Source organism: Acidothermus cellulolyticus 11B (assembly GCF_000015025.1).
GTDB classification, from domain to species: domain Bacteria; phylum Actinomycetota; class Actinomycetes; order Acidothermales; family Acidothermaceae; genus Acidothermus; species Acidothermus cellulolyticus.
Genome location: NC_008578.1, coordinates 934,311 through 955,523 on the forward strand (window position 1 = coordinate 934,311; position 21,213 = coordinate 955,523).

Below are 21,213 nucleotides of genomic sequence, written 5' to 3' on the forward strand. Positions count from 1 at the left end.
GTGAACGTCCGCGCCATACTTGACAGGATCCGCGCCGTCTTCGGCGAATTCACCGCCGGGCAGAAGATGGTGACCGCGCTCATCGTGCTTGCGCTGGTGATTGGCGCCGTGCTCTTTCGCAGTTGGGCGGCAAAACCCAGCTATGCGCCGCTCTTCTCAAATCTTGCCGCATCCGACGCCGCAGCGATTACCGACAAGTTGAACTCTCTGAAGGAACCGTACCGGCTTGCCGACGGCGGCAGCACCATTCTCGTCCCGCAGAAAGACGTCTACCAGCTGCGCCTGGACATGGCAAAGGCGAATTTGCCGGCAAGCAGCCAGAGTGGCTTCAGCCTGCTCGACAAAGGCGGAATCACCACCTCGGAATTCCAGCAGAATGTCGCTTACCAGCAGGCCTTGGAGAGCGAGCTGGCCAAGACGATCGAAGCGATCAATGGCGTTCAGTCGGCGATAGTCAACATCGTGCTGCCACAGACGGACGTCTTTACCCAAGATTCGAGCAAGCCGACGGCGTCCGTTCTGGTGACCACGCAGCCGTCAAGCACTCTGACGCCGGAGCAGGTGCAGGCCATCGTTCACCTGGTGGCGTCGAGCGTTGAGGGTCTGAACCCTGCCGATGTCACGGTGGCGGACTCTCAGGGTCACGTCCTTTCCGCTCCCGGCATGGACGGCCAGCTTTCGGCAGCCAGTACCCTTCAGGACCAGCAGACGGCCGCATACGAGCAGCGCGTCGCCCAGGCCGTTCAGAACCTGCTGCAACCCCTCGTCGGTCCGGGGCATGTCGTCGTCCAGGTGAATGCCGCACTGAATTTCGACACGAAGAGCACAACCTCGGAGACCTACCTTCAACCGAGTCCGGGCACGACGCCGATTCCGCTCTCCCAGAGCTGGAGCTACGAGACCTATAGCGGGACCAACCAGGCGGCGACCGGAATCCTGGGCCCCGACAATATCGCCGTGCCGACACCGTCGCCGAGTCCGGGTACGTACCAGAGTCAGAGTGCGACGGTGGACAACGCCATTGGCCGGGTGGTTGAAGAGGTCAAGACGGCTCCCGGATCGGTGGAACGGCTCTCTGTCGCCGTCCTGCTCGATTCCGCCGCGGCGAAGAACGTCAACCTCACGGACGTCAAGAACCTGGTGACAAGCGCGGCAGGCGTGCAGACATCGCGCGGTGACAGCGTGTCGGTGGCGACGATGCCGTTTGACACGTCGCAACAAGCGGCGGAGAAGAAAGCGCTTGCGGCCGCGCAGAAGGCGCAGAGCATGAACAAGCTCGTGGGATATGCGAAGGACGCTGTCATCGCGCTGATCGTCCTCGGCATCATCTTCTTCTTCCTGCGCCGGGCGAAGAAGGCCGCCGAGGTCTCCCCGATCCTCTCACTCGCCGAACGCGTTGAACTTGAAGAGGCACGGCGTCGGGCGGCCCTGGGCGGCGGCGACGGTGCGGAGCGCAAGGAAATTCCGAGCGGCCAGAAGCCCGCCGACCGGCTGGAAATCACGACGCCGCTTGCCGCGGAGATTGGTGAGCTGGTCGAGCGACAGCCCGAGGAGGTCGCCCAGCTGCTGCGCGGGTGGCTTGCTGACCGGAGGAGCTCGTGAGCGACGTACCCGGGCTGCGCAAAGCTGCCGTGCTCATGGTGCAGCTCGGAAAGGAGCGCTCGGCACGGGTCCTGGCCAAGATGCGGGAGTCGGAGGTTGAGGCGATTACGGCGGAAATCGCCCAGCTCGACTCGATCGATCCGAGTCTCGCCGACCGGGTCGTCGCGGAATTCCAGGAAATGGCGCTGGCGCACCGGTACTACAACCGCGGCGGGTTGGCGCTCGCCCGGGAAATTCTCGAGGCGAGCCTCGGTGTCGAGAAGGCCCGCTCCATCATCGAGCGGCTCCAGGCGACGCTGACCGAAATGCCGTTCCAATTCCTCCGGCAAGTGGACGCGCGGCAGATCGTGAACTTTCTCCAGGAGGAGCATCCGCAGACCATTGCGCTGGTCATCTCCCACATGGGACCCGAGCAGGCGGCCACGGTCATGAGCGGTTTTGCGCCGGAACTGCAGGCGGAGGTGGCCCACCGGATCGCGATTATGTCCCGGGTGTCGCCGGCAATCGTCCGCCTGGTCGAGAGCGTCTTCGAGAAGAAACTGGCCACGCTGCTCACCCAGGCCGGTGAGTCGACGACGGTCGGCGGCCTGCAACCGCTTGTCGACATCATCAACCGCTCCGACCGGGCGACGGAGAAACTCATTCTGGAGGCTCTCGAAGAGCGCGACCGCGAACTCGCCGAGCAGGTCCGCGCCCAGATGTTCATGTTCGAAGACATTGTGAATCTCGACGACCGTGCCGTGCAGCGCGTGCTGCGCGACGTCGAGGCGAACGTGCTGGCCACCGCCCTCAAGGGTGTCCGGGAAGAAGTGAAAGAAAAGATATTCCGCAACATGTCAGAGCGCGCGGGGGAGAACCTCAAGGAAGAAATATCCTTGCTCGGCCCGGTACGGCTCAAGGCGGTCGAAGAAGCACAGGCGAAGATTATCCACACGATCCGCCAGCTCGAGGAGGCCGGGGAAATCGTCATTCACCGAGGATCGGATGATGAGTTCATCGAGTAGACCCGCCACGGTGCTGCGCGGCGCGGCCGCGGTCCGTCCGGCGCGGCTGGACAGCGACCTCCTGGCAGCCGCGCAATCCGGCTTGCGCCGGGCGGATCCGCGGTTGGTGGACCCGGAATTGGCCCGGGCTTTCGCGGCGGCGGTGCAGGAGGCGCGGGAGCAGGCGCGCCGCGACGGATACGCCGACGGCTACGCCGACGGCGAGCGTGCCGCACACGCCGATGCTGAACACGTTCTTGAGCAGCGGGTCGCCGCGGTGTCGGCTCAACTCGCGGAGCGCCGACGCGACCTCGAGCAGGCGATTTCGGCACTCGAGCAGGCACGGGCGGAATTCGCCGCCCGACAGGTGACAGAACTGGCCGGGCTGGAGGACATTATCGTCCGGCACGCGTACCGTCTCGCGGAAACTCTCCTTGGCCGTGAGCTTGCGCTCGCCGATGCGCCGGTGCTGGAAGCAGTGCGCCGCGCCCTTGTCATCCTTCCCGCTGACGTTCCGGCTATTGTCCGTTGCCATCCAGACGATCTCGCCGTCATTCACGGCTCATCGGCGTTGACGGCGTCGCATCGGCTGGTCATCGAAGCCGATCCAACGGTTGAGCGCGGTTCGTGCGTTGTCGACGCAGGCGCGACCCACGTTGACGCATCGCTTGACCGCGCGCTGGCGCGGGTACGGCGCGTCCTGGGTCTCGAGACCGAGGAGAGTGCGTCATGAGCGTCGGCCTGGTCTCACCATCTTTTGTGCGCCGGTGGGAGAATGCGCTCGCTGCCGCGCGGCCGAGCGTGCACGGCAGAGTGACCGGCATTGTCGGATTGAGCATCACGGCTGCGGGCATTCGAGCGGCCATCGGCGACGTCGTCATTGTCGAGGGCAGGCAACCCACGCTGGCTGAAGTTGTCGCGCTGCACGATGAGTCACTGGCCTGCATGCCGCTGGGCGACGTCAGCGGCGTGGCGGTCGGCGCGCTGGTGACGCCGACCGGCGGTCCGCTCACCGTTCCGGTCGGTGACGCGCTCCTGGGCCGAGTGCTCGATGGTCTCGGCCGGCCGATTGACGGCAAGGGGGAGTTGCGCGACACCATCCGGGTCGGACTTGACGCGACGCCGCCGCATCCGTTGCGCCGCACCCGGATCAGCGAGCAGTTGTCTCTTGGTGTTCGCGTGCTCGACACCATGACACCGTGCGGCCGCGGCCAGCGGCTCGGCATATTTGCCGGATCCGGCGTCGGGAAATCCTCCCTCCTCTCGATGATTGCCCGGGGCACCGAGGCGGATGTCTCGGTCATCGCTCTGGTCGGCGAGCGAGGCCGGGAGGTGCGTGAATTCCTGGAGAACGACCTTGGCGAGGAAGGACTGGCGCGATCGGTCGTAGTGGTCGCCACGTCGGACGAGCCGGCGTTGCTGCGGTTGCGCGCCGCCTTCGTCGCGACCCGCATCGCCGAGTGGTTCCGGGACCTCGGGCGTCATGTGATTCTCATGATGGACAGCATCACGCGCTTTGCGATGGCCCAGCGGGAAATCGGCCTCTCCGTCGGTGAACCCGCCGCGACCCGCGGCTATCCTCCGTCGGTCTTTGCCCTGCTGCCCAAACTGCTGGAACGAGCCGGCGCCGGCGAACACGGCAGCATCACCGGCCTGTACACCGTACTCGTCGAAGGCGATGACATGAACGAGCCGATCGCGGACACGGCGCGGTCCATCCTCGACGGGCACGTCACACTGAGCCGGCGGCTTGCGACGTCCGGCCACTATCCCGCGGTCGACGTGCTGGAATCCATCTCCCGACTGACCGGTGCGATCACGACCGCCCAGCAGCGCGACGACGCCACATTCCTCCGGCGCATTCTGGCTGCGCATCGCGACGCCCGTGAACTCATCGACATCGGTGCGTACGTGCCGGGCTCGAATCCCGATGTGGACACCGCGCTCCGGTTGCAGCCACGGATTACCGACTTTCTGCGGCAGGACATTCGGGCCGTCACGCCTGCGGACCAGGCGTGGCGCTGGTTGCACGACATTGTGACAGCATGAAGCGATACATTTTCCCGCTGGCTCGGGTGCTCCGGTTGCGGGCGGCCCAGGAGACCGCCGCACGCGACGAGCTTCGCCGCGCGGCCGCACGGGCGCGGCAGGCGGAGGAACGCTGCGAGGAAGAATTCCGCCGGTACGACGCTCAGATAGCCAGCGGCGCTGCGCTGCGGGGAAACCTCTTCAACCTGCTGGCTTTCCGTGACGAGGCTGCACGGCGCGCGAGGGCTGTGCTGGATGCGGAAGCCGCCCGTGCAGCTGAGGAACAGGCACGTGACGACGCGCGTGCACAGTGGGCGGAGGCGAAAAGCCGGCGCAGCGCGCTCGAACGGTTGGACGAGCGGAGACGGGCCGAGCACCGCTACGCAGCTGACCGTGAGGAGCAGAGCGAAATCGACGATGCGACCGCGCAGCGGCACCACGTGAACCGCAAGCAGCCGGGAGCGTCGTCGTGAGCATCGTCAACGACGTGCAGACCCGCGTTGCCGCGATCACAGAGCTTCTCGCGGCGGTCAGCCCGCCGCCGGCCGTCTCCGGCGAATTCAGCTCGGTATTGGCTGCGGTCGCTGCGCCGAGTGCCAGTGACATGAGTACGCAACCGTCGTCGTCCTCGGTCACCGGCGCGGATATCGTTGCGGACGCGTTCCGGTACTTGGGCGTTCCGTACCGCTATGGGGGAACCGATCCGCGTACGGGCCTCGATTGTTCCGCCTTGGTGCAGCGCGTCTACCAGGATGTCGGTATTGCGCTGCCGCGGAGCAGTCAGCAGCAGGCGACGGTCGGTGTCGCCGTCCCCAGCTTGGCGCAGGCACAACCGGGCGATCTCGTCTGTTTCGGTGATCCAGCCACGCACATTGGCATCTACGTCGGCAACGGAAAAATGATCGTCGCCCCACACACAGGAACCGTCGTCCAGGTACAAGACATTACCGTTCCGCCGACGACAATCCGCCGAGTGGTTGCCGGAGCGTCCCTCTTCAGCGGTGTGCCCGTCGACCGGCCGGTCGCACTCTCAGCGACGGGAGCAGGAAGCTCGAGCAGTGATACCTCGGGCGGCGCGTACGCGGCGCTGTTCGACGCCGCCGAGCGTCGCTACGGTCTGCCCACCGGACTCCTGGCCGCCGTCGCCAAGGTTGAATCCAAGTTCCAACCGGACGCGGTAAGCCCAGCCGGCGCCGTCGGCCTCATGCAGTTGATGCCCGGCACCGCTGCGGCGCTCGGCGTCGATCCGCGCGATCCCGCGCAAGCCATCGACGGCGCCGCTCGGCTCCTTGCCGGCGAGCTGGCGAAATACGGCTCCCTGCCGTTGGCACTGGCGGCATACAACGCCGGCGGCCCGGCGGTCGACCGGTACAACGGCATTCCACCGTATCCGGAAACTCAGCAATACGTGCAGAAAGTGCTGGCGACGATGAGTGAGGGTCTATGAGGACAACAGCGGCCAAGGCGGCAGGGGGATTATCTCCTGCCGAGGTCATCGACCACGCGGGACATAAAGCCGCTGCCGAGTCCGGCTCGGCGGAGGTCTTCGGTGCCGCCTTGCTGGCGGCGCTGCTGGGCGCACCGTCTGGAGTTTCCGCGCCTTCGGGTGACGGCACCGCGGCGTCAGCGTCGGCGTCGACGGGCGCCGGTGATGCGGTGTCGGGGGGTAGCCGCAGACCGCTCGGAGGATCCGCACCGGCCGCCGAGACAGCCCGGCATGTGGGCGGCGGCTATGGATCGAGTACGCCGGCGGTGGGGAATGGCGGGTTGCCGCTGACGGAGTCAGCCGCCGGCGCAGCACAGGCCCTACAACCGGAAAGTGCTGCGGAAGACGGAGTTGCCGACCCGCTGCAATCCGGTCTGGCACCGTCGATTGCCGCGTCCAGTCAATCAGCGGCGGCCGGCACTGGGTCACCAGCAATGCCGGCGCCGGATACGAAAACCATGCCGGTGCCGGATAGGAAAAGTAGTGCGGCTGGGACGACAACGGTTGCTCCGCCGGCGACGTCTCCGCTGAATACGACGGGTCTCGCGACCAACCCGGCGAATCATGCGACACACGTTTCCGACCTCGCGCCGGACACCCGATCCTCCGGTCCGTCGCAGCTCGATACGCCGTTGGCCGTCAACCAGGCACCGTCGATGCCGCCGGCGGCGTCACCCGATGCCGGCATGCGGAAAATCCACCCCGGTGCCGCAGACCTGACCGCCCGTGTTGACCACGCGCATGACGGCCGCCTGGCACGCAACGCGGGGATCGACTTTTCCTCTGACGTCGCCGCTACATCGACCGCGCCGATTACCGAATCGCTGTCGAGAACAGGCGGTCCGGAGAGGACCGCCAGCCTGGACGCCGCCGGAATCCAAGCCGGCGAACTACAGAAGAGTACGCGCCGGGATGCCGGCCGTGAGGTCACGCCGGGCGGTAGCCCGAATGCGGCCGCGTTTGATGCTGTCCCGATGACGGGTTCCCAGCCGCCTGGTCCGGCGTCTGCCGCGCCGCCGCAAATGGTTCTGGCGGGCGGTGGGACGGTCATCGTGCCGCCGCAACTGAATCTCGTCGCGGTGCTCGCGGGACTCCGGCATGCTTCGGACGGCGGATACCGGCTGTCCCTGCAGTTGCAACCGGTGGAGCTCGGCATGGTCGGCGTCGATGTCGAAATCCGTGGTGGCACCGCAACGATTCACTTCCGGCCCGAGAAGGCCGACGCCGCGGACGCCCTGCGAACCTCACTTGCGCAGCTTCGCAGCGAGCTGACCGCTCAAGGTCTGCAGATCGGTGAGATCACCGTCGGTGGCTCCCAGGCGGAGACGGGCTTTGCCGGAAACCATTCCAGCAGCGGCGGTGACCAGCCCGTCCCGGCTGACGAGCGCGAGACGCCGTCCCCGGTCAGCAGCCCTTCGCGCCGCGCACGGACACCGATGACGCTTCGCTCAGCACTCGACCTGCGAATCTGAAAGGAACCCAATGACCGGCCCGATTGATGCCATCTCTTCCGTTACGGCTGGTGCGGCGGCGCCTGCCACACCGGCATCCAGTACGGCGACGACGAGCGTCTTCGACCCGCAGACATTTCTCAAACTGCTGGTCGCTCAACTCAGTCACCAGGACCCATTGAATCCGACCGACAGCTCGACCTACATCGCAGAAGAAGCACAGTTCGCCATGGTGCAAACCATGAACACGATGAATCAGCTCATGACGAACCTCTACCACGACATGCAGACGTCGAGTGCGGTAGCGCTCATCGGCAAGACCGTCACGTACACGGCGTCCGACGGAACGCCGGTCACCGGCGTTGTCGCCGCGGCGATGCCGGGAAGCAATGGTCCCATGCTGCGCATCGGCTCGACCACGGTACCGCTCAGCGCAATCACCGAAGTCACCGAACCGGCCCAGTAAACCGCCATCCACCCAAGGAAACCGCCACTCACCCAAGAAAGAAAGGAAGAACCGTGCTCCGTTCCCTGTTCTCCGGCGTCTCGGGCCTGCGGGCCCACCAGACGATGCTGGATGTCGTCGGCAACAACATTGCCAATGTCAACACCGTCGGATTCAAAGCCTCCCAAGTGGAATTTGAAGACACCCTCAGCCAGATGCTCCGCGCCGCCGGCGCACCGCAGGGCGTTCAGGGCGGCACCAACCCGGCCCAAGTAGGACTGGGTGTTCAGATTGCCGCCATCAGCACGACCTTCACCCAGGGTCCGGCCGAAACCACCGGCGTCGACACGGATCTGATGATCCAAGGTGACGGTTTTTTCGTGCTTGATGACGGTGGTCAGCGGGTGTACACCCGGAACGGCGCCTTCTCTTTCGACGCGAACGGCAACCTCGTCAGCGCCAACGGCGCTCTCGTGCAAGGCTGGCTGGCCAGCGGCGGTGTGGTGAATACCACTGGACCGGTCACCGCGATAAAGCTCCCGCTCGGAACGTCGATGCCCCCATCGGCGACGACCACCGCGACCCTCGCCGGCAACCTCCCGGCCGACGGTTCCGGCTCGCCGATCGACAACAACCTCACGGTGTATGACGCCAAGGGGCAGGCCACCCAGTACACCCTCGAGTACAGCTACGACACGACGTCCAACAGCTGGAAGCTGGACATTCTGCCGCCGGGCGGCGGTTCGCCGACCAATGTGCCGTTGAGTTTCGATTCGACGACCGGTCAGTACAACGGCACCAACCCGCAAACCGTGACCCTGGGTGGGCAGAACATCAGCCTCGACCTCTCCGGGCTGACCGCCTACGGCGGCGGGAACACCGTCGAGGTGGTCTCGTCGGACGGTTCCGCCATGGGCTCGCTCGCGTCGTACACCATTTCGCCGGACGGCACCATCCAGGGTGTCTTCACCAATGGGATGAAGCAACCGCTCGCCAAGATTGCCCTGGCGACCTTCAACAATCCCGGCGGTCTCACCAAGGTAGGCACGTCCGAGTACGCCGAATCGGTGAACTCCGGCGCCGCGCAGATCGGTGCGTCGGGGACGGGAAGCCGCGGCCAGCTCGCCGCCGGTGAGCTCGAGGGCTCGAACGTCGACCTGTCCCAGGAATTCACCAACTTGATCATTGCCGAGCGGGGTTTCCAGGCCAACGCGAAGGTCATCACCACATCCGACCAAGTTCTCCAGGATCTGGTGAATCTCAAGCAGTAACCCAAGTTGACGTCGGCCGGTCCTCAGGTCCGCTGGGGACCGGCCGAAGGGGTAGACGGCTCACCACGGATCGGTGAGCGCACGGTGCCATGGACGGAGGGCCGATGATCGTTGTCACCCGGCTGAACGGCCCTCCCTTCGCTCTCAATCCCGACCTCATCGAACGGATTGACGCCACCCCGGATACCGTCGTGACCCTCGTCGACGGGGTCAAGTACGTCGTCGCCGAGTCCGTCGAGGAGGTCGTCGCGCGCATTCGCGAGTACCGCGGGCAAGTATTGGCCGCCGCGTATGCCTTCGAGCGGACCATCACGCCGACCGGCCGGGGACTGCGCGTCATCCGCAGCGAGGACACGACCGATACGTCCCCCGACAGTGACGAGAATCCCGATCCGACGCCGCTAGCGCCCCGGCCGACGCGCCAGCGTCGCCGCGCACTCGACGGTGGGGACAGCTGAGATGGACGTCGGCACCATCGTCGGGATTCTGCTCGGCTTCTCCGGCATTTTCATGTCAATGATCCTCGAGGGGAGCAAGCCGACCGCCATTCTCCTTCCAGCGCCGATGATGCTCGTCATCCTCGGCACCCTCGGTGCCGCAATGGCCGGCGGACTGCTCAAGGACACCACCGGATCCGTCAAATGGATAAAGACCGCCCTGCTCGCCAAGCCGATCCGGCCGGACGGTCTCGTCGACGAGCTCGTCAAGCTCGCGGATCGCGCACGCCGGGAAGGGCTGCTAGCCTTGGAAGACGCCGCCAATGAGGTGGACGACGACTTCCTGCGCAAGGGTCTGCAGCTGGCCATCGACGGCACGGATCCCGAAGAACTTCGGGAGATCCTCGACGCCGAGATCGTCGCGAAACGAACGGAGTACAAGCAAGGCGCCAAGCTCTTCCTTGACATGGGCGGGTATTCACCGACGCTCGGCATCATCGGCACGGTCGTGAGCCTCATTCACGTGCTCGCGAATCTGAGTTCGCCGGAATCGCTCGGCAAGCTCATCGCAAGCGCCTTCGTGGCCACCCTCTGGGGCGTGATGCTGGCGAACATCGTGTGGCTGCCGCTCTCCAACAAGATCGGCCGCCTCGGTGAGCTGGCCGTCCAGCAAATGGAGCTGGTCATCGAAGGTGTCCTCTCCATCCAGGCCGGGGTGAACCCAAGGCTCATCCGCCAGAAGCTCCAGTCGCTGCTGCCGGCGGATCCGAAGGCAGAGAAGGCGAAACAGGAGAAGGCAGCGTGAGCACGTCACGACCTTCCCGGCGCCGTCGCCGGAGCAGGCAGCACGCCGAGGGCGGGCACGGGCCTAGCCACGAGCGATGGCTGCTCACCTATACCGACATGGTGACCCTTCTCATGGTGTTGTTCATCGTGCTCTTTGCGATCAGCGTGGTGGACAAGAAGAAGTTCGCGGAGCTTGCCGACGGTCTCGCCCACCAATTCGGCTCGACACCGAAAGTGCTGCCGGCGGGCACGGGGGTGATGGACGGCGGAAAGACGGCCAACCACGACCAAGGGCAGCTCACCAACAACCCGGACCAGCCGATCGCGCCGATTTCTGATGCCGAACAGTCGCATGCGCAGCCGAGCGCGCAGGCCAGCGCGAGCGCGGCGGCGAATGCGGAACGCGAGACTTTCCTGGACGCCGAGCGGCGGATTGAAGCCGCCTTGCAGGCCAAGGGCCTGGCTGATTCGGTGAAGTTCCGCGTGGAGACCCGGGGTCTCATCGTGAGCATCGTCACGGACCAGGTCCTCTTCGACACCGGCAAGGCGGATCTGCGGCCGATCGGGCGACAAGTGTTGGATGCGATCGCTCCGGTGCTCCGCGGCCTGCCCAACGACATCTCGGTCGAAGGGCATACCGACAACGTCCCCATCACCGGTGGACCGTTCGCCTCGAACTGGGAGTTATCGGCTATTCGTGCGACGACGGTTCTTCGTTACCTGGTGAGCAATGACGGCTTGCCCGAAGAGCGCATGTCGGCAACCGGCTACGCCGACACCCGGCCGCTGGTGCCGAACGACACCCCCGAACATCGCCAACAGAACCGACGTGTCGACATCGTCGTCCTGTCGACGCTCCTGACCCAAGCCATCGGAGGTTCACCATGAGTCCAGCGGCCGCTACCGCGACGACCGAGGCAGCGCAGACCGCGAAACCCAAGAAGGGCAAGAAGCGGAAGATTCTCATCATTCTGCTGGCTGTCGCCGTCCTGGCTGGTGGGTACGTCGTGATGGGCAAGAAGTCCCACCATCCGGCGAAAACCGGGGCCGCTGTCCAGGAGAAGCCCGGGCCCCTGGTGGCCGTCGACGCGGTGACGGTCAATCTCGCCGGCGGACACTACTTGCGCATCGGGCTCGCGCTGCAATTCACCACCAAGACCAGCAAGACGCAGCCGCCGGACCCGGCGCCGGCCACCGACGTCGTGATCCAGTACTTCACCGGCAAGGATCCCGGGCCGCTCCAGACCCCGGCCGGGCTCAAGCAAGCAAAGGAGGAGTTGACAAAAGCGATCGCTCAGGTGTATCCGAAAGATCCGATCCTGGAGGTGCTCTTCACATCATTCGTGATCCAGTAGTGGATTGATCGCATGACACCGGCCCGCAGGAAGCCGGGCCGGAAAGCTCAGACGGCGCCGCTCTCTGCCGATCGGAGCGGCGTGACGTTCACGTCGACGGTCGCCCAGGCCACGGGACCGCGGACCCATGCCCGTTCGCGTGAACCGAAGCCGTACGACTTTCGCCGTCCAAACAAGCTAAATCGCGCACACGTCCGCACCCTGCACATTGCGTACGAGACGTTCTGCCGGCAATTCACCACGGTCCTGACCAGCACGCTTGGGGTCTTCTCCCTCGTCGAGCTCGTCGCCGTCGAGCAGATGTCCTACGTCGACTACGTCGAATCGCTGCCCACGCCGACCTTCCTGGCCCTTATCTCACTGGACCCGCTTCAGGGCACGGGAATCCTCCAGCTTCCGCTGGAGACGGCCATGCTCTGCGTCGACCGGGTGCTCGGCGGACCCGGCTCGGCACAACAACCGACGCGACTGCCCACCGACGTCGAGACCGAAATCATGAAGATGGTGACGCGGCGGGCGGTGCAGGAACTGCGTTATGCCTTCGAGGGACTGGTTCAGGTCTCGCCGGACGTCATCGGCATCGAGACCAATCCACAATTTGCGCAGGCCGCGGTGCCGTCCGACATTGTCGTCGTCGCGTCGCTCGAGATCAAAGTCGGTGACCAGGACGGCGCGGCGACCCTCATGATTCCGTTCACCGGGCTGTATCCGGTGCTTGAAGCGGCGGCAAGCCCGAAACGCGGTGACCGGCGTGACCTCCTCGAACGGAGCCAGGCCGCGCTGCGTGCCCGGCTCGAGGACGTCGAAATCGAAGTCGCCGTGCAATTTCCGTACGTGGCACTGACGCCGCACGAACTTCTCAACCTGAGTGTCGGTGACGTGCTGTCTTTACGGCATCCGACTAACGCCCCGCTTCTTATCACCGCGGAAGGAATTCCGTTCGCCTACGCGGTACCCGGCAGCAACGGGCGGCAGGCGGCTTGCCTTGTCGTTGAACCACCCCAGGAAGGCGGTACTGCGCGATGACCGAAATCTCCCCGTCCGACAGCGTCCTCTCGGCGCTCGTCGGCGATTCGAGCGAGCCGGCCGAGTCGGTGTCACCGGTCAACTCAGCGGCTTCGGCACAGACCGTCCGCGCCAGCCGGCTCGAGCTGCTGCAGAACGTCGAAATGGGCGTCACCGCTGAACTGGGCCGCACCCGGATGACGGTACGGGAGCTCCTGTCACTCGCCCCGGGCATGGTGGTGGAGCTAAACCGCGCCGCCGGGAGTCCTATCGATCTGTACGTCAACGGCACACTCATCGCCCGCGGTGAAGTCGTCGTCATCGACGAGGAATTCGGCGTCCGAATCTCGGAAATCGTCGGCCCGGACAGCGAGCGCGGAGGGCAGTGATGCTGAGCGCCGTCTTGCGCATGGTGATCTCACTTGCCGTTGTTCTCGCGCTGATGTACGTGGCCGCCCGGTTGTTGCACCGTTTTCACGGCGCACCGTCATCACCCTCCGCTGCCGGACGGTCCGTGTTCGGCGCAGTACGCCGCATGCTTCTCGGACGCGGCGGTCTGGACCCTGCTTCGCAGCGACCCAGCCGTGTCCTGGAGGTGCTCGCCCGGCAACCGTTGGGAAAGTCAGCCGGCGTGGCGGTTCTGCGGGTGGGTGATCGGACCGTCCTGCTCGGAGTCACCGACCAGCGGGTTGAACTCCTCGGTGACGTCACGCTTCCCGGCCCGCCGGTCCGGCAGGTGAAGGACGGTCACGTCACCCGGACGCCCGTACCGCTGGACGAACTTCTCCGGTACCGGACCGGGGCGTGATGGACCGACGGCACCGCCGGCGCGTCGCCGGACTCGTCAGCCTTGCCGTCGGCGCCGGTGTCGCATTTGCCGTGGCGCTGCCGCTTGCGGCAGGAGCATCCGGCGCCCAGGCTCTCGCGGCGACACCCGCCGCGGCGTCTGCGCCGGCGCAATCGCCGGCGCCGTTTGCCACCCCAAGCCCCATACCGTCTATTGCGCCGATTACGCCGATTGCGACCGGCCCGGCTGCGGCTGCACCGACGCCGTCGGGTCCCGCCGGGCCGACCGGCCCGGCGGCGCCGAACGGACCGGGGTCCACCGTCACGGTGAGCATCAACGGCGTCAACGGAAAACCGAGTCAGTCCATCGTCATCATCCTGCTGATGACGGTTCTGGCCGTCGCCCCGGCGGCGCTCATTCTCACCACCAGTTTCACGAAGGTAATCGTCGTCCTCTCGCTCACCCGGAATGCGCTCGGACTGCAGACGATTCCACCGAATCAGGTGCTGGTCGGACTTGCGCTCTTCCTCAGTCTCTTCGTGATGAGCCCGACCCTCTCGGCGATGAACAAGGACGCCGTCCAGCCGTATCTCAAGGGCCACATCACGGCATCACAGGCGTACGACGCGGGCGTACAGCCGTTGAAGACGTTCATGCTGAACCAGACCCGCAAAGATGACCTGGCGCTGATGATTGACGCCAGTCACCAATCCCGGCCCGCGTCGCCGAAAGACGTCTCGATGACAACGCTGGTGCCGGCGTTCGTTCTCTCAGAACTGCGGGCGGCCTTCATCATCGGGTTCGTCATCTTCGTACCCTTTCTCATCATCGATTTGGTGGTGAGTTCCTCGCTCATGTCCATGGGCATGATGATGCTGCCACCGTCAATAATTTCGCTTCCGTTCAAGCTGCTGCTGTTCATCATGGTGGACGGTTGGGGTCTCATCGCCCGGACCCTGCTCTCCAGCTATCACTGATCCTTCGCGCCGGCTACGGAGCAGCCATGACCGATACCGCCGTCATCCACCTGGCGATGCAGGCGATGGTGGTCGCCGCGAAACTCTGTGCGCCCATCCTGCTCACGAGTCTGTTGGTGGGATTCGGCATTTCGCTGTTCCAGGCGGCGACACAGATTCAGGAATTCACCCTCTCGTTCGTGCCGAAGATTCTCGCCGTCGGGATCGCCATTGTCGTGAGCGGGCACTGGATGCTCATCACCCTGGTCGACTTCACCCACCAGCTCTTCCGGTCGCTGCCCGGACTGATCAGCGGAGGCTAGCCGCCGGTGAGCATCTCCGTCTCGACGCCGCTTCTGGTCGCGTTCCTCCTCGCGACCATCCGGACGTCGGCGTGGCTCGTCGTCGTCCCAATCTTCGGAACGCGCATCATCCCCGGCATGGTCAAGGCCGCCTTCGCAATGGCCCTCGCGTTTCCTGTCTCTGGTGCGCTGGCCCCCCTCGCACCCGCTCCGCAAGTGCTCCCGCTGTGCACGGCGATTCTGCAGAACGTTGCAGCCGGACTCGCGATGGGCGTTGTCACGCTCACCCTCTTCGCTGCGGTACGCGCCGCCGGCGGTCTGCTGGACTATTTCGGCGGCTTCTCCCTCACGTATGCGTTCGACCCGATGGCGGTGCAGAACGATTCCGTTCTCGCCCGGATGTACGACCTGCTTGCGGTCACTCTGCTCTTCGCCGGCGGCGGTTATCTGCTGCTGCTCAAGGGGCTGCTCTCTTCGTACACCGTCATCCCCCTCGCGAGCAGTCATCCGGCGCGGATCCTCGCCGAACTGGCAACGGTGAACATCGGGAGTTTCGCCGTCTCATGTTTGGAAATCGCCGGCCCGCTGCTGGCGGTGCTCGTGGTCGCCGACATCGGCCTCGGTCTCCTGACGAAGATTGCACCGGCGCTCAATGTGTTCTCCCTCGGTTTTCCGCTGAAAATCCTGGTCACCCTCACCCTCGTCGGCGGCACGTTCGTCGCGTTGCCGCACGCGGTCGACGCGTTGGTCGAACGGATCCTGCACGACGGCGGCGGCGTCGCCTCTCTCTTCTCCTGGCGGCATTAGATGGCGGATCGCTCCCAGAAGACCGAGAAACCCACCCAGCGCAAACTGAAGGAGGCGCGCCGGGAGGGTCGGGTCGCGCGTTCACCGGAGGTGGGTGCCTGGCTCGGCCTGCTGGTGGGAATCTTTCTCGTCCACCTCACGATGACCCGGACGACGGCCGCATTCCGGCAGGCCATTGACGGCCTCACCCAAGTGATCCGCACCCCGGACCCCAACCTCGCCGTGCACGTGCTCGGGACCAGTCTGGCCTCCGGAGCCGTCGCCGCCGCGCCACTCGCCGGCGCAATCCTGCTGACGGCGCTGGGCGCGTCGGTGGCACAAGGCGGTCTACGGCTCTCGGCCAAGGCGTTAGCGCCGAAATGGCAGAGTCTCAATCCGCTCAACGGGTGGAAACGGATGTTCGGCCCGCGGGGTGGATGGGAAGCGGCCAAGGCACTGGCGAAGACCGGCCTGCTCGCCCTGATTCTCTATGACACGATGCGCGGACTTGTGCCGCTGACGACGACCGGCACGGTGACACCGCTGCAGGGCGTCGTGCACACCGCCGGCAGCGCGGTGCTGCGGTTTGCCCGGGACGCCGCCGTCGCCGGGCTTCTGCTGGCCTTCCTGGACTACGCATACCAGCTTCGGCGCCACCGTGCGTCGCTGCGCATGACGAAACACGAAGTGAAAGAAGAATTGCGGACGACGGAAGGGGATCCGCGGATTCGCAGTGCGATCCGGGTCCGGCAGATGGCGCTCCGGCGCCGGCGGATGATTCGCGACGTGGCGACCGCGGACGTCGTCGTCGTCAACCCGACGCACATCGCGGTCGCGCTCCGGTACACGCCGGGCAGCGGGGCGCCGACCATCGTGGCCAAGGGTGCGGGCGCCGTCGCCGCCCGAATCCGCGACGAGGCGATCCGGCACCGGGTACCGCTGGTGGAAGACATCCCGTTGGCGCGGGCGCTCTACCGGATCTGTGACGTGGGCCAGGAAATTCCGCGTGAGCTCTTTGTCGCGGTGGCACGCGTGCTGGCATTCGTCTTCTCCCTGAAGAAACGGGGTCGAGTGGGCGGTGTTCACCGGCCGCGTCCCACGCCGGCAGTCGAGCTGGCGGGACTCACCCGCCGACGCCGGACTCCCGGCACCCGGGCGCGCCGCCGACCGCGGATCACGTCCCGCCTGCCGCGGTAACGCCGTACGCCGGCAGGGGAACCGGATGGCGCCGCGGAAATCTCAGCTGACCCGCGCCGATGCCGATGAGGACGTCGGCAAGCAGCCGATTCGAACTCGGCGAGGTGGCGTGCGCGCGAAGCGACTCGGAGAGCTCGGCATCCCCGCCGGGGTTATCGCGATCATCGTGATGATGGTCGTGCCATTGCCCACGGCGCTGTTGGACGTGCTCTTGGCAACGAACATCACGTTTGCCTTGCTGGTGCTGCTCGTGTCGATGTTCGTCAAGCGGCCGCTTGATTTCGCCGCGTTCCCGTCCCTCCTGCTCATCGCCACCCTGTTCCGGCTTGCCCTCAACATCAGCGTGACGCGACTCGTTCTGCTGCACGGCTATGCCGGAAAGGTCGTGCAGAGCTTTGGGCATTTCGTTGTCGGCGGCTCCCTCGTCGTCGGCCTCGTGATCTTTTTGATCATTCTCATCATCCAGTTCGTCGTCATCACCAACGGTGCCGGCCGGGTGGCTGAGGTGGGCGCGCGCTTCACACTGGACGCGATGCCCGGCAAGCAGATGGCCATTGACGCCGACCTCAATGCCGGACTCATCGACGAGGCCGAGGCTCGTCGGCGGCGCAGCGAAATCGCTGCTGAGGCCGACTTCTACGGGGCGATGGACGGAGCGTCCAAATTCGTCAAAGGCGACGCGATCGCGGCCGTTGTCATCACCGGCGTCAACCTTATCGGCGGATTGGCGATCGGAATCCTGCAGCGGCATCTGTCGATCGGGGAAGCGGTCAACACCTACAGCTTGCTGAGCGTCGGGGACGGCCTTGTCTCGCAAATTCCCGCCCTGCTCCTTTCCGTCTCCACCGGCCTCATCGTGACCCGCGGTGCGAGCGAAGCGGACATGGGCGCCGACGTCCTGCGTCAGATCGCCTCCCAACGCCAAGCGATCCGGATCGGCGGAGCGGCGATCCTCGTCATTGCTCTCATTCCTGGGCTGCCGAAATTGCCGTTCCTCATCCTCGGTGGTGCGGCGTTGGCCCTCGGCATGCGATTGAAAGAGCCGCCAAAACCAGCGGAACCGCAACCTGCGGCTGAGCCTGCCGCGCCGGCACCGGATTCCCCCGAAGCACTGGTCGAGGAAATGCGCGTCGAACCGCTCGAACTCAACCTCGCCTTCGACCTCGTCGACCTCGTCGATCAGAGCAGGGGCGGTGAACTGCTGGAACGCGTCCGCGCCCTGCGCCGCAAACTTGCCCTTGAACTCGGCATGGTCATTCCGATGGTGCGCACCCGCGACAACCTGGATCTGCCGCCGGGAAGCTACGCCATCCGAGTGAACGGCGTCGAGGTGGCCCGCGGTGAAGCGCCGCCCGGCGCGATGCTCGCCATCGGCGAGAACCTCACGAATTTGCCGGGCACGGCCACGATTGAGCCCGTTTTCGGCCTGCCGGGCAAATGGCTTGCGCCCGAACTGCGGCAGCAGGCGGAGATGCTGGGCGCGACGGTGGTCGATCGCGCCTCCGTCATCACCACCCATCTTGCCGAGGTGGTCCGCGACAACGCCGCCAAACTGCTCTCCCGGGAGGACGTCAAGACCCTGACCGAGTTGACCCGCCGGACGCATCCCGTCGTCGTGGAAGAATTGACCCCCGCCCTGCTGCAGCTCGGCGATATTCAGCGCGTCCTGCAAGGCCTGCTCGACGAGCACGTGCCGATCCGCGATCTGCCGAGAATCTTCGAGGCGCTCTCCCAGCGGGCTCGGGTCAGTCAAGACCCCGAAGGGCTCATCGAGGCGGCCCGCGCCACCCTTGGACCGGCGATTTCCGCCGCGTACGCGCAAGACGGCCGCCTCTCCGTCCTGACGATCGACCCTCTGACGGAGCAGCGTCTTGTCGACAAGCTGCGGCACGGAGAGCACGGCAGTTTCCTTGCACTGGACCCCGATGATGCCGAATACCTCGTTGGAGAGGTTCGCCGCCTCGCCGAACGCGCCGAACAGCTCGGCAACACGCCCGTGCTGGCGTGTGCCGCACCGCTGCGTCCTGCGCTCCGGCGGTTGGTGCGGTCGGCGAATCCACGGTTGCCGGTGCTCGCGTACGGCGAGCTCGGTCCGCACCTGCAACTGGAGACGGTAGGGACGGTGAGCCTGGCCCATGCGCATGCTGCTTGATGGACCGAATCTCGAAGAACTGCTGCTCCGGGCCCGCGACGAGTGCGGCGCCAACGGCCGCATTGTGAAAGCCGAGAAGATCCGGCCCGGCGGACTTGCCGGTCTCTTTGCCCGAGACCGGTATGAACTGACGATTGAAATCGACGATGTCCCGGCAGAACCGTCCGCCCCGCACGTTACGAACGCCGACACCGGGCCGGCGACAGCGGCGGCAGGGCCGCGGTCCGCTGCGGCGTCGTTGCTGGATCTCGCGGAGGCAATCAGCGATCGGGAAATCGATGCAGCGGCGCGCCAGCGCGGCGGACCGCGACTCTCCACCGAGGGAGTGTCCTTCGCCAGCGTCCTCGAGGAGTTGACGAACACTATCGGCGACGGCCCGGATTCGCCCGGGAGAAATCCAGCGCACGGTGCCGCCGGCAACTCGGCCGAGTCAACGGCGAAAACAGTGGACTCGACCGCGGTGACAGCGGCGGAATTCCCCCGGCTGGACAGCTCGGATCCGTCGGTCGTCCGGTCGCGGATCGGCAATTCTGCTCTCCGGGGTGACCGGCCGGTTCCGGGCGCCAACCGCCGCGGCTACGACGCCTACGACGCGCTGCATCCGGCAACCGCGGCGACGTTGCCCGCCCGGCTGCACGGCCTCGGAATTCCGCAGCACTTTCTGCCGTCGGATGGAACGGGTGATCTGCTCGCCGCCTTGGTCGCCGCGTTGCGCGCGCTCCCGCCGGCCCCGCAGCCGCCGACACGTCCCGGCGACATCCTCGCCGTCGTGGGTGACGGCGAAACCACCTGGGACGCCGCACTCAATCTCGCTGCGTCTGTGCAGCTCGATGAGCGGGCGATGGTGTACGTGACCGCCCGCAGTGCCTCAACGCGGATCGCGCCGACCCGGCGGATCACCGCCGTGGACCAGATCCCGCCTCGGCGGGAACGGTGGGTGAAGCGGACGACGCCGGTGATTGCTGTCGTCGACGCGCCGATGGCGCCGCAGTACGGGGAATTCGGCCGGAGTGCTCTGCAGGCGTTGGACGCGGCCGCAACCTGGCTGGTCGTCCCGGCCACCCGGAAGACCGGCGACGTGGCGCTGTGGGTGAAACGTCTCGGGCGCGCCGACGCGCTCATTCTTACCGATGTGGAGGCGAGCGCGGATCCGGCCGCGGTGCTCTCGTTGGGAATTCCGGTCGCCCGGTTGGACAACGAAATCGCGAACACCCGCACCTGGGGCGGCCTCATCCTCCAACGGCTCGTGGAGGCACGGTGAGTCGCGCCGGTGCGGACACCCTCTCCCTGAACGCGCTGGTGACGTTGCGCATCGGCGACGACGAGGTGGATTATCCGTCTCGTATTGAGGACATCGCTGAGGACATCGCTGAGGACAGCGTCTTCGTCGCCGCGCCGACCGGCGGCAGCGCAAGCCTCGTTGCGAGCGGGGTGCGGACCGTCGAACTCTCGTGGGTATCGCCACGGGGCCGCTATCAGCAGCCGTGTGAGGTGGTGGAATTCATCTCCGGCCAGCCCCGCCTGTGGCGGCTGCGTCCGACCGGACCTGCCGCGTTGATACAGCGCCGGCGGTTCGTCCGGGTCCGTGCCGCCGTTCCGGTCTTGCTGGTCCTGCCGGGGACCGTGACCTCCGGGACGACGATTGACATCTCCGAGGGCGGTTTCCGGATGCGCATTCCGCGTCAGACCGTTCGGGAGCTCGTGCCGGCCACCATTCAAACCACCATCGGCGGCGTGCAACTCGAAATCCACGGACACGTCATTCGCACCGGGGTCACCGAGGTGGGCCAGACTGAGGTGGTTGTCGCATTTGACGCGGACATGCGCACCGCGGACGCGATCCGGCGATTCGTCTTTCACGTTCAGCTGCGGGCCCGGGCGGTGGCGGGACGATGAAACGATTGCGGCTGACGGCTCCCATGCTTGCCGTCGCCTTGTTCATCAGCCTCCCTGCATTGCAGCACGGGCTGTTCGACCATTCCCTTTCCATCGCGAGCATGTTCATCCGCCTCGGCGTCGCCGTCGTGCTGGTGATGGTCGGCCGAGCCGTTCTCGACGTCGTCATCGACAGTTACCGTTACCAGAACTTGGTACGCCGCCGTCGCGACGAGGCAGCCCGGCGCGCGTCCGATGAATCCCCGCAGATGCGCTGAATTTCGTTGCGGCGGAGGAAATGCTCCGGCA

Annotated in this window: 24 protein-coding genes; all 24 read left to right on the forward strand. The window is 65.8% G+C overall.

From position 1 onward, the window contains the following. The 24 genes from fliF to ACEL_RS04470 all read left to right on the forward strand — a co-directional run bounded on the left by fliF (position 1) and on the right by ACEL_RS04470 (position 21,182). Positions 1–1,602, forward strand: a complete 1,602-nt coding sequence (gene fliF, locus ACEL_RS04350; protein WP_011719677.1) for a flagellar basal-body MS-ring/collar protein FliF — start codon at positions 1–3, stop codon at positions 1,600–1,602. Then, positions 1,599–2,606, forward strand: a complete 1,008-nt coding sequence (fliG, locus tag ACEL_RS04355; RefSeq protein WP_011719678.1) for a flagellar motor switch protein FliG — start codon at positions 1,599–1,601, stop codon at positions 2,604–2,606. The genes fliF and fliG overlap by 4 nt, the downstream gene beginning before the upstream one ends. After that, positions 2,587–3,318 (forward strand): FliH/SctL family protein, encoded by a 732-nt coding sequence (locus ACEL_RS04365; RefSeq protein WP_011719679.1) that lies wholly within the window; start codon positions 2,587–2,589, stop codon positions 3,316–3,318. The genes fliG and ACEL_RS04365 overlap by 20 nt, the downstream gene beginning before the upstream one ends. Continuing rightward, on the forward strand, positions 3,315–4,634 hold the full coding sequence (locus ACEL_RS04370; protein WP_011719680.1) for a FliI/YscN family ATPase: 1,320 nt from the start codon (positions 3,315–3,317) through the stop codon (positions 4,632–4,634). The genes ACEL_RS04365 and ACEL_RS04370 overlap by 4 nt, the downstream gene beginning before the upstream one ends. Continuing rightward, complete coding sequence (locus tag ACEL_RS04375) at positions 4,631–5,086, forward strand: flagellar export protein FliJ (RefSeq protein WP_011719681.1); 456 nt, start codon at positions 4,631–4,633, stop codon at positions 5,084–5,086. Before ACEL_RS04370 ends, ACEL_RS04375 begins: the two co-directional genes overlap by 4 nt. Next, positions 5,083–6,060 carry a transglycosylase SLT domain-containing protein gene (locus ACEL_RS12585; RefSeq protein ID WP_011719682.1) on the forward strand — a complete coding sequence of 326 codons (978 nt, stop codon included), beginning with the start codon at positions 5,083–5,085 and terminating at the stop codon, positions 6,058–6,060. The genes ACEL_RS04375 and ACEL_RS12585 overlap by 4 nt, the downstream gene beginning before the upstream one ends. Beyond that, positions 6,057–7,571, forward strand: coding sequence for a flagellar hook-length control protein FliK (locus ACEL_RS04385; protein ID WP_011719683.1), 1,515 nt, complete (start codon positions 6,057–6,059; stop codon positions 7,569–7,571). The genes ACEL_RS12585 and ACEL_RS04385 overlap by 4 nt, the downstream gene beginning before the upstream one ends. Before the next feature lie 10 nt (positions 7,572–7,581). Beyond that, a complete protein-coding gene (locus ACEL_RS04390; RefSeq protein WP_011719684.1) occupies positions 7,582–8,016 on the forward strand; it encodes a flagellar hook capping FlgD N-terminal domain-containing protein in 435 nt (144 codons plus the stop codon). Positions 8,017–8,069: 53 nt separating this feature from the next. Beyond that, on the forward strand, positions 8,070–9,266 hold the full coding sequence (locus ACEL_RS04395; RefSeq protein WP_011719685.1) for a flagellar hook protein FlgE: 1,197 nt from the start codon (positions 8,070–8,072) through the stop codon (positions 9,264–9,266). 104 nt (positions 9,267–9,370) lie between these two features. Continuing rightward, positions 9,371–9,724 (forward strand): flagellar FlbD family protein, encoded by a 354-nt coding sequence (locus tag ACEL_RS11410; RefSeq protein WP_011719686.1) that lies wholly within the window; start codon positions 9,371–9,373, stop codon positions 9,722–9,724. Between the two features lies 1 nt (position 9,725). Next, positions 9,726–10,508, forward strand: coding sequence for a motility protein A (locus ACEL_RS04405; RefSeq protein WP_011719687.1), 783 nt, complete (start codon positions 9,726–9,728; stop codon positions 10,506–10,508). Beyond that, positions 10,505–11,377 (forward strand): OmpA/MotB family protein, encoded by an 873-nt coding sequence (locus ACEL_RS04410; protein WP_011719688.1) that lies wholly within the window; start codon positions 10,505–10,507, stop codon positions 11,375–11,377. The genes ACEL_RS04405 and ACEL_RS04410 overlap by 4 nt, the downstream gene beginning before the upstream one ends. Beyond that, the gene (locus ACEL_RS04415) at positions 11,374–11,844 is read left to right on the forward strand and encodes a flagellar basal body-associated FliL family protein (RefSeq protein WP_011719689.1); all 471 of its coding nucleotides are present in this window, start codon (positions 11,374–11,376) and stop codon (positions 11,842–11,844) included. The genes ACEL_RS04410 and ACEL_RS04415 overlap by 4 nt, the downstream gene beginning before the upstream one ends. Positions 11,845–11,925: 81 nt before the next feature. Beyond that, on the forward strand, positions 11,926–12,870 hold the full coding sequence (locus ACEL_RS04420; RefSeq protein WP_011719690.1) for a flagellar motor switch protein FliM: 945 nt from the start codon (positions 11,926–11,928) through the stop codon (positions 12,868–12,870). Beyond that, complete coding sequence (gene fliN / locus ACEL_RS04425) at positions 12,867–13,238, forward strand: flagellar motor switch protein FliN (RefSeq protein WP_011719691.1); 372 nt, start codon at positions 12,867–12,869, stop codon at positions 13,236–13,238. The genes ACEL_RS04420 and fliN overlap by 4 nt, the downstream gene beginning before the upstream one ends. Continuing rightward, positions 13,238–13,657, forward strand: a complete 420-nt coding sequence (locus ACEL_RS04430) for a FliO/MopB family protein (protein ID WP_011719692.1) — start codon at positions 13,238–13,240, stop codon at positions 13,655–13,657. Before fliN ends, ACEL_RS04430 begins: the two co-directional genes overlap by 1 nt. Next, positions 13,657–14,613, forward strand: a complete 957-nt coding sequence (gene fliP, locus ACEL_RS04435; protein ID WP_011719693.1) for a flagellar type III secretion system pore protein FliP — start codon at positions 13,657–13,659, stop codon at positions 14,611–14,613. Before ACEL_RS04430 ends, fliP begins: the two co-directional genes overlap by 1 nt. 26 nt (positions 14,614–14,639) lie before the next feature. Next, positions 14,640–14,915 (forward strand): flagellar biosynthesis protein FliQ, encoded by a 276-nt coding sequence (fliQ, locus tag ACEL_RS04440; protein WP_011719694.1) that lies wholly within the window; start codon positions 14,640–14,642, stop codon positions 14,913–14,915. Positions 14,916–14,921: 6 nt separating this feature from the next. Then, a complete protein-coding gene (locus tag ACEL_RS04445; protein WP_011719695.1) occupies positions 14,922–15,701 on the forward strand; it encodes a flagellar biosynthetic protein FliR in 780 nt (259 codons plus the stop codon). After that, complete coding sequence (locus tag ACEL_RS04450; RefSeq protein ID WP_011719696.1) at positions 15,702–16,877, forward strand: EscU/YscU/HrcU family type III secretion system export apparatus switch protein; 1,176 nt, start codon at positions 15,702–15,704, stop codon at positions 16,875–16,877. Positions 16,878–16,986: 109 nt separating this feature from the next. Beyond that, the gene (flhA, locus tag ACEL_RS04455) at positions 16,987–19,029 is read left to right on the forward strand and encodes a flagellar biosynthesis protein FlhA (RefSeq protein WP_041835391.1); all 2,043 of its coding nucleotides are present in this window, start codon (positions 16,987–16,989) and stop codon (positions 19,027–19,029) included. Continuing rightward, on the forward strand, positions 19,013–20,290 hold the full coding sequence (locus tag ACEL_RS12245) for a hypothetical protein (protein ID WP_011719698.1): 1,278 nt from the start codon (positions 19,013–19,015) through the stop codon (positions 20,288–20,290). The genes flhA and ACEL_RS12245 overlap by 17 nt, the downstream gene beginning before the upstream one ends. Next, positions 20,287–20,925, forward strand: a complete 639-nt coding sequence (locus ACEL_RS04465) for a PilZ domain-containing protein (RefSeq protein WP_011719699.1) — start codon at positions 20,287–20,289, stop codon at positions 20,923–20,925. The genes ACEL_RS12245 and ACEL_RS04465 overlap by 4 nt, the downstream gene beginning before the upstream one ends. Beyond that, positions 20,922–21,182 carry a hypothetical protein gene (locus tag ACEL_RS04470; protein WP_011719700.1) on the forward strand — a complete coding sequence of 87 codons (261 nt, stop codon included), beginning with the start codon at positions 20,922–20,924 and terminating at the stop codon, positions 21,180–21,182. The genes ACEL_RS04465 and ACEL_RS04470 overlap by 4 nt, the downstream gene beginning before the upstream one ends. Positions 21,183–21,213: the final 31 nt, after the last annotated feature.